The 5,998-nt window shown below is 63.3% G+C and carries 8 protein-coding genes; 6 read left to right on the forward strand and 2 right to left on the reverse strand.

Annotated elements, in window-relative coordinates:
* Together QT222_RS07935 and QT222_RS07940 are read right to left on the reverse strand one after the other, a co-directional pair.
* Nucleotides 1-900 (reverse strand): NAD-dependent epimerase/dehydratase family protein (locus QT222_RS07935; RefSeq protein ID WP_491476851.1); only part of this gene is annotated, 900 nt, incomplete at its 3' end.
* Nucleotides 901-976: 76 nt separating this feature from the next.
* Nucleotides 977-1,876, reverse strand: coding sequence for an SDR family oxidoreductase (locus QT222_RS07940; RefSeq protein ID WP_491476852.1), 900 nt, complete (start codon nt 1,874-1,876; stop codon nt 977-979).
* A gap of 112 nt (nt 1,877-1,988) precedes the next feature.
* On the opposite strand from QT222_RS07940, the gene QT222_RS07945 reads away from it, so the two are divergent.
* From QT222_RS07945 to QT222_RS07970, 6 genes are all read left to right on the forward strand, one after another.
* Nucleotides 1,989-2,531, forward strand: coding sequence for a tRNA (cytidine(56)-2'-O)-methyltransferase (locus tag QT222_RS07945; RefSeq protein WP_004572489.1), 543 nt, complete (start codon nt 1,989-1,991; stop codon nt 2,529-2,531).
* Nucleotides 2,532-2,615: 84 nt separating this feature from the next.
* Nucleotides 2,616-3,146, forward strand: coding sequence for a transcription factor TFIIE subunit alpha (locus QT222_RS07950; protein ID WP_004572488.1), 531 nt, complete (start codon nt 2,616-2,618; stop codon nt 3,144-3,146).
* Entirely contained in the window at nt 3,147-3,824 is a 678-nt protein-coding gene (locus QT222_RS07955; protein WP_491476853.1) for a DUF2110 family protein, read from the forward strand.
* Between the two features lie 4 nt (nt 3,825-3,828).
* A complete protein-coding gene (locus QT222_RS07960) occupies nt 3,829-4,587 on the forward strand; it encodes a DUF5803 family protein (RefSeq protein ID WP_004572486.1) in 759 nt (252 codons plus the stop codon).
* 63 nt (nt 4,588-4,650) lie between these two features.
* Nucleotides 4,651-5,346, forward strand: a complete 696-nt coding sequence (locus tag QT222_RS07965; RefSeq protein WP_491476854.1) for a competence/damage-inducible protein A — start codon at nt 4,651-4,653, stop codon at nt 5,344-5,346.
* A gap of 281 nt (nt 5,347-5,627) precedes the next feature.
* Nucleotides 5,628-5,998: ATP-NAD kinase family protein (locus QT222_RS07970; RefSeq protein ID WP_491476855.1), on the forward strand; the 371-nt coding region annotated here is incomplete at its 3' end.

Raw genomic sequence — 5,998 nt, forward strand, 5'->3', positions numbered from 1 at the left:
GCGGACGGCGTCGTCGCTGGAGTTGTCCGGCTCCCAGCCGAGTGCAGAGAGTTTCTCGATGGAGAGGCGCATCTTGGGCACGTCACCGGTCCAGCCGCGGTCGCCGCCGGTGTACTCGTAATCGGGGTCGAGGCCCATCACGTCGGAAACGATGTTGGCGATGGTTGTCACCGAGGTGGTCGTCCGCGTCCCGAGGTTGTAGACGTTGAAGTCGCGCTCTGCGTTCTCGACCACGTGACACATCGCGTCGATGCAGTTCTCGACGTGGAGGTAGGACTTCTCCTGTCGGCCGTCGCCGAGGATTTCGAGGGTGTCTGGGTCTTCGAGCAGCTTCTCGATGAAGTCGGGGATGACGTTGCCGCGCTGTTTCGGGCCGACGATGTTGGCGAAGCGGTACATGTAGACGGTGAAGTCGTAGGAGTGTGCGAACGTCGAAAGCAGACCCTCATCTGCGAGTTTCGAAGAGCCGTAGATGCTGATGGGTTCGAGCGGTGCGTAGTCCTCGGGCGTCGGACGCGGTGCCTCGCCGTAGACCGTCGAAGAAGAGGTGAATGCGATGTTCGTCACGCCGACTTCCTGCATGCGTTCGAGGACGTTGTACGTCATCTCGGTGTTCTCCTCGAACAACTGGCGGGGGTTGCTGTAGTTCGTGTCCGTGTAGGCCGCGAAGTGGAACACGATATCGAGGTCTTCGGTGACGGCCTCGGCAACCTCGTCAGGCTCGGTCATATCGGCCTGCACGAACTCGACGCCGTCTGGGACGCGCTCGCGGGTCCCCTTCGAGAGGTCGTCCGCGACGACGACGTGGTTGTCTTCGGAGAGGCGGGCGGCGAGATGAGAGCCAACGAGACCTGCGCCCCCGGTCACGAGGACGCGCTTGTCGGAGAGTTCCAACGACATAGCTCAGATGATTCGACCGAATGGTAAGTCCGTTTCCCTCCGTCGGACACGACTATCGACTGGTCACCGCGGGCACTCACGACGGCCACGAGACACCGGACAACTCCTCGCTCAACTCCCACACGTCTCGGACGAGTTGTTCGTCGGTCGCAGTCGCCGATGGCTCGATGGGTTCGCAATCCGAGAAGTACCGCCCACTCACGTCTGCGGCGTCGGGAGATGCGGCGAGGTAGACGAGCGTCTCTGCGGCCGTCGCCGGTGTGTCCACAAAGCCGCTGACGAGTCGATAGGGGAGTCGCGCGAGCAGTCCGACACCGAGACGGACGTGAATCGAGGCATTGCGCCAGAGGCTGCTCGATGGGACGAACCCCGGATGACAGCAGTTCGCTGTCGGACCATCGAGTCGGCGTGCGAGACCGACGGTGAACAGGGCGTTCGCCAACTTCGACCGCGCGTAGGCGTCGAGTCCGTCGTAGTCATCGAGTGTCGTCACGTCGAAGGTGCCGTCAGCGCGGCGGTGGACCTCCGACGAGACGGTGACGACGCGGCCGTCATCGGGAAGCAGGTCGCGGAGGTCGTGGGTGAGGACGAATGGCGCGAGGTGGTTGACGGCGAACGTCTTTTCCACGCCGTCGGGGGTCAACTGCCCCTCGGAGAAGTGCGCACCGGCGTTGTTCACGAGCACGTCGAGTCTGTCGGTTCGGTCGCGAGCCTCGTCGGCGAGGTTGCGGACGGTGTCAACCTCCGCGAAATCAGCGCGGAAGAAGACCGACTCGCCTCCGCCGTCATCGATGGCGGCGGCGACACTCCGACCCGCGTCTCGGTCGCGCCCGTGGACGAAGACGGTCGCGCCGAGTCGGCCGAGTGCGAGCGCAGTCTCTCGGCCGACGCCCGACGTCGCACCCGTGACGAGAGCGGTCCGATTCGAAAGGTCGATGTCGGCGACGCCGGCACCGACCTCCGGTCTGTGACTCATGTGGGAACGTGGGCCGCCACCGGCATAAATTTCGGCTGTGTGACTGGTTTGGCCGTGTTCGTGGCGGCGGCGTTCCGAAAGCACCACTTTCCTCCGCCGTCTTCGAAGAAGCATGCAAGACGAACCCGAAGTCGCCGTCCTCCGGTACGGGCACCGGCCGGGACGGGACGACCGGATGACGACTCACGTCGGCCTGACGGCCCGTGCGCTCGGTGCCGACCGGGTTATCCTCCCCGACAACGCCGGGCACTCGATGGACACGGTCGAAGACATCACCGGCCGGTTCGGCGGCCCATTCTCGGTTGAACTCACCGAAGGACTCAACGGCGTCATTCGGAACTGGGACGGGAAAATTGTCCACCTCACGATGTACGGCGAACGCGTTCAGGACGTAGAGGGAGACATCCGCGAAGCGCACGCCGAGGAACCTCTGCTCGTCGTCGTTGGCGGGGAGAAAGTCCCGTTCGAAGTGTACGACGAGGCCGACTGGAACGTCGGGGTCACGAACCAACCACACTCGGAGGTCGCCGGTCTCGCCGTCTTCCTCGACCGCCTGTTCGACGGTCGCGAACTGGACCGCGAGTGGGAAGACGCCGAAAATCGCGTCGTCCCAATGGCAACGGGCAAGAAAGTCGTTCCTGCTGACGAGGAGTAGTCGGGAAGTCGGCACGCCCGCAGGCGGTTCTCCGCAACGCGGGAGTGATAAGACTTAATGGCGTTCCTGACGCCAATTCGGACAATGGCTTTTGAGGAGTTACTGAACGACCCTGTTATCCAGAAGTACCTCCACGAGTTGGTTGGGCCCACTGGGATGCCGGTCGCTGCGGCACCCCCGGACGGCGAGGTCACAGACGAAGAACTCGCCGAGGAGTTGCGACTCGAACTCAACGACGTTCGCCGCGCGCTCTTCATCCTCTACGAAAACGACCTCGCGTCGTATCGTCGCGTCCGCGACGAGGATTCCGGTTGGCTCACCTACCTCTGGACGTTCCACTACGAGAACATCCCAGACAATCTCGAAGAGGAAATGTACCGACTGCTGGAGGCGCTCGAAGAACGTCTCGACTACGAACGCGACCACGAGTTCTATCTCTCTGAACCCGCCGGCATCCGCTTCGAGTTCTCCGAGGCGATGGAACTGGGCTTCCAGTGCCCCGAAACTGGCGCACCGCTCGAACCCATGGACAACACAGACCTCGTTGACGCGATGGAGAGACGAATCGAAGAGCTTCGAGACGAACTGAACGTCGAAGTGACGGGTACAAACTGAATGGTCGTACTCGCAACGAAATGCTACATCGACGGCGACGCCCGCGAGCGCGCCCTCGACAGCCTCACGTCGCTCGTCGCCAACGACATCGGAGACCTCGACGTCGACTACGATATCGGCGTCCGCGACGACGACTTCATCTCCGTGACGATTACGGGTGACGACGAGACGGTCGCACGAAACGTCCTCCGCGAGGAATGGGGCGAAGTGACGCCGCACCTCTCGGCCGGCGAGACGTACGTCGGAACGCTCGAACACTGGGACGACGACGGCTTCGTCCTCGACGCCGGACAGGAAGTCCGCATCCCGACCGAGGAACTCGGGCTTGGCCGCGGGTCTGCCACGCAGGTTCGCGACCGCTTCGGTCTCGTCCAGCACGTCCCGCTTCGCTTCGTCTACGGCGGCGAAGACGAACCCGCAAAGCTCGCGGACGACGAAATCGACCGCCTCTACGACTGGACTCGCGGTAGCGGCCGCGTCAACGTCAACAGTGCGACTCGCGGCGCGGTCCGCGCGACGGTGAACCGCGCCGGACACGCGAACGACATCGTGACGGTCGAACGACTCGGCCTGCTCGAACAGAGTATCGTCTGCCGGGACGAAACCGACCCGCCGGGACTTCTTTCGAGCATCGGTTCGTACCTGCCGGCGGAACTGAAGTGCGTCATCGGTCAGTAAGACGATGAACAAGCGACTCCTCGTCGGCATCGCCGGACTCGCCCTCCTCCTCGTAACCGCCGGGTGTCTCGGTGGCACGTCCAGCCTCTCGAACGAGCGTCTGGACGCGGCACCCGATGGGTCGTACGCATGGAACGCAGAGACGGATGCACACATCACGGTGCAGAACAACAGTAAGTTCCGCGCCGTCTACGATGTGAACTCGTCGTTCGTCGAACTCTACCGGTTCAACGGCTTCGGCAGTCGAACGCCGCTTTCTGTCGAGTCGGTTCGCTATCAGTATCCCAACGGGACAGTCGTGAACGGGACGGGGCTGAAAGCACGCGGCGGCGACGTGACGCAGGGCAACGGCATCACGAACGTCACGCTCCCCGCGGACGCGAATAGCAACGGGAAACTCGCGTTTACCTCCACGGCGACACCGAAGCGGTTCTCGCTGCCTATCCTTGTCGACGGCACGTACGAGGTCGTGTTACCACCGGACCGCCGTGCCAACTTCCCCGTCTTCGGCTCCATCCGACCGAGAGGCTACGAGAAGGATATCGTCGATGACCAACTCCATATCACGTGGAACGAGGAACTCACAGACGGCAACGTCGTCGTGCAGTTCTACCTCCAGCGCGACCTCGGTATCTTCGGCGCTGTCGCGGCTATCTCGGTACTCGTCGGTGGCGCAGGAATGCTCTACTACCGACGGCAGATTGAGGCGCTCCGCGAGCGCCGCCAAGAACTCGGGCTCGATGTCGAAAACAACGACCGCTGACTGAACTCCCGTCCTGCTCCCGGTGTGGACGCTTTTTTGGCCGCTACACCCTTACTCGGGGGTATGCAAGCCGCCGTGGTCACCGTCGGGGACGAACTCCTCGCCGGAGACACAGTGAACACGAACGCGACGTGGTTGTGCACGGAACTAACCGAGCGAGGCGTCACCGTCGAACGAGTGACGACGGTTCCCGACCGCGTCGCCGACATCGGCCGCATCGTCAACGAGTATCACGCCGAGTACGATGTCGTCGTCGTTACCGGCGGTCTCGGGCCGACCCACGACGATGTAACCATGGAGGCCGTCGCCGCCGCCTTTGGACGCTCACTGGAACGAAGCGAGGACGCAGCGGAGTGGTTAGAGACCAACGGCGGCTACTCCGCGACAGACCTCGTCGATGGGACAACTGACCTCCCTGCCGGGTCGCGGATGCTTCCGAACGACGAGGGCGTCGCCCCCGGGGCGGTTGTCGGCTCCGTCTACGTGCTTCCAGGCGTCCCCGGCGAGATGAAAGCGATGTTCGACCGCGTCGCCGACGAGTTCGCAGGCGAGAAGACGCACGTCAGATTCGTCCACACCTCGGAACCCGAGAGTTCGCTCATCAAGCGATTCGAGACAGTACATGCACAGTTCGGCGTGACGGTCGGAAGCTATCCCGGCGACCACGTCCGGGTCAAACTCGCGGGTGCGGACGAGGAGACTGTCGACGCGGCAGCCGCGTGGCTCGAAGCCCAAGTCGAGTTGTTCGAAGAAGAGTAGACCGGTCAGCGCTGGAGGTACCAGAGCCACCCGGCGGTCATCAGGATACCCACGATGAGCACAACAGCAGCCGTCTCCGATGTCGGGAGTACTTGCTCGGCCATTTCTAACGGAATCATAGATGACAGTTGCTCCGACCCGTCCTTAAACGGTGAGGTTCCGGCGACAGTCAAGTCAAACACTATCTCGTCGTCACCGGAGACCGAACGAGTCGTCCGCAAAGACCACACAACGAGCAGGGTACCGCGGTGCTTTTCATGCGGGCGCGGGTTCGTTCAGCTATGCGAATCGGTGTCGTCGTCAACCCCGTTGCAGGGATGGGCGGCCGGGTCGGACTGAAAGGAACCGATGGGAAAGTCGAGGAAGCCAGAGCGCGAGGTGCCGAGCCGCGGTCGCCGGACCGCGCGAGGCGGGCACTCTCACAGCTATTCGACGCCGCCCCCGACACGGAGATTCTCGCGTGGGGTGGTGGGATGGGGGAATCAGTCGCCCGTGACGCTGGCTTCGACCCGGAGGAACTCGGCGAACCTGACACTGACGAGACGAGCGCAGCAGACACTATCGACGCCGTCCGCGCCTTCGTCGAGGCCGGTGTCGGCCTCGTGTTGTTCGTCGGCGGCGACGGAACCGCGGCCGACGTGGCCGAAGCCCT

Source organism: Haloferax sp. s1 (assembly GCF_058382125.1).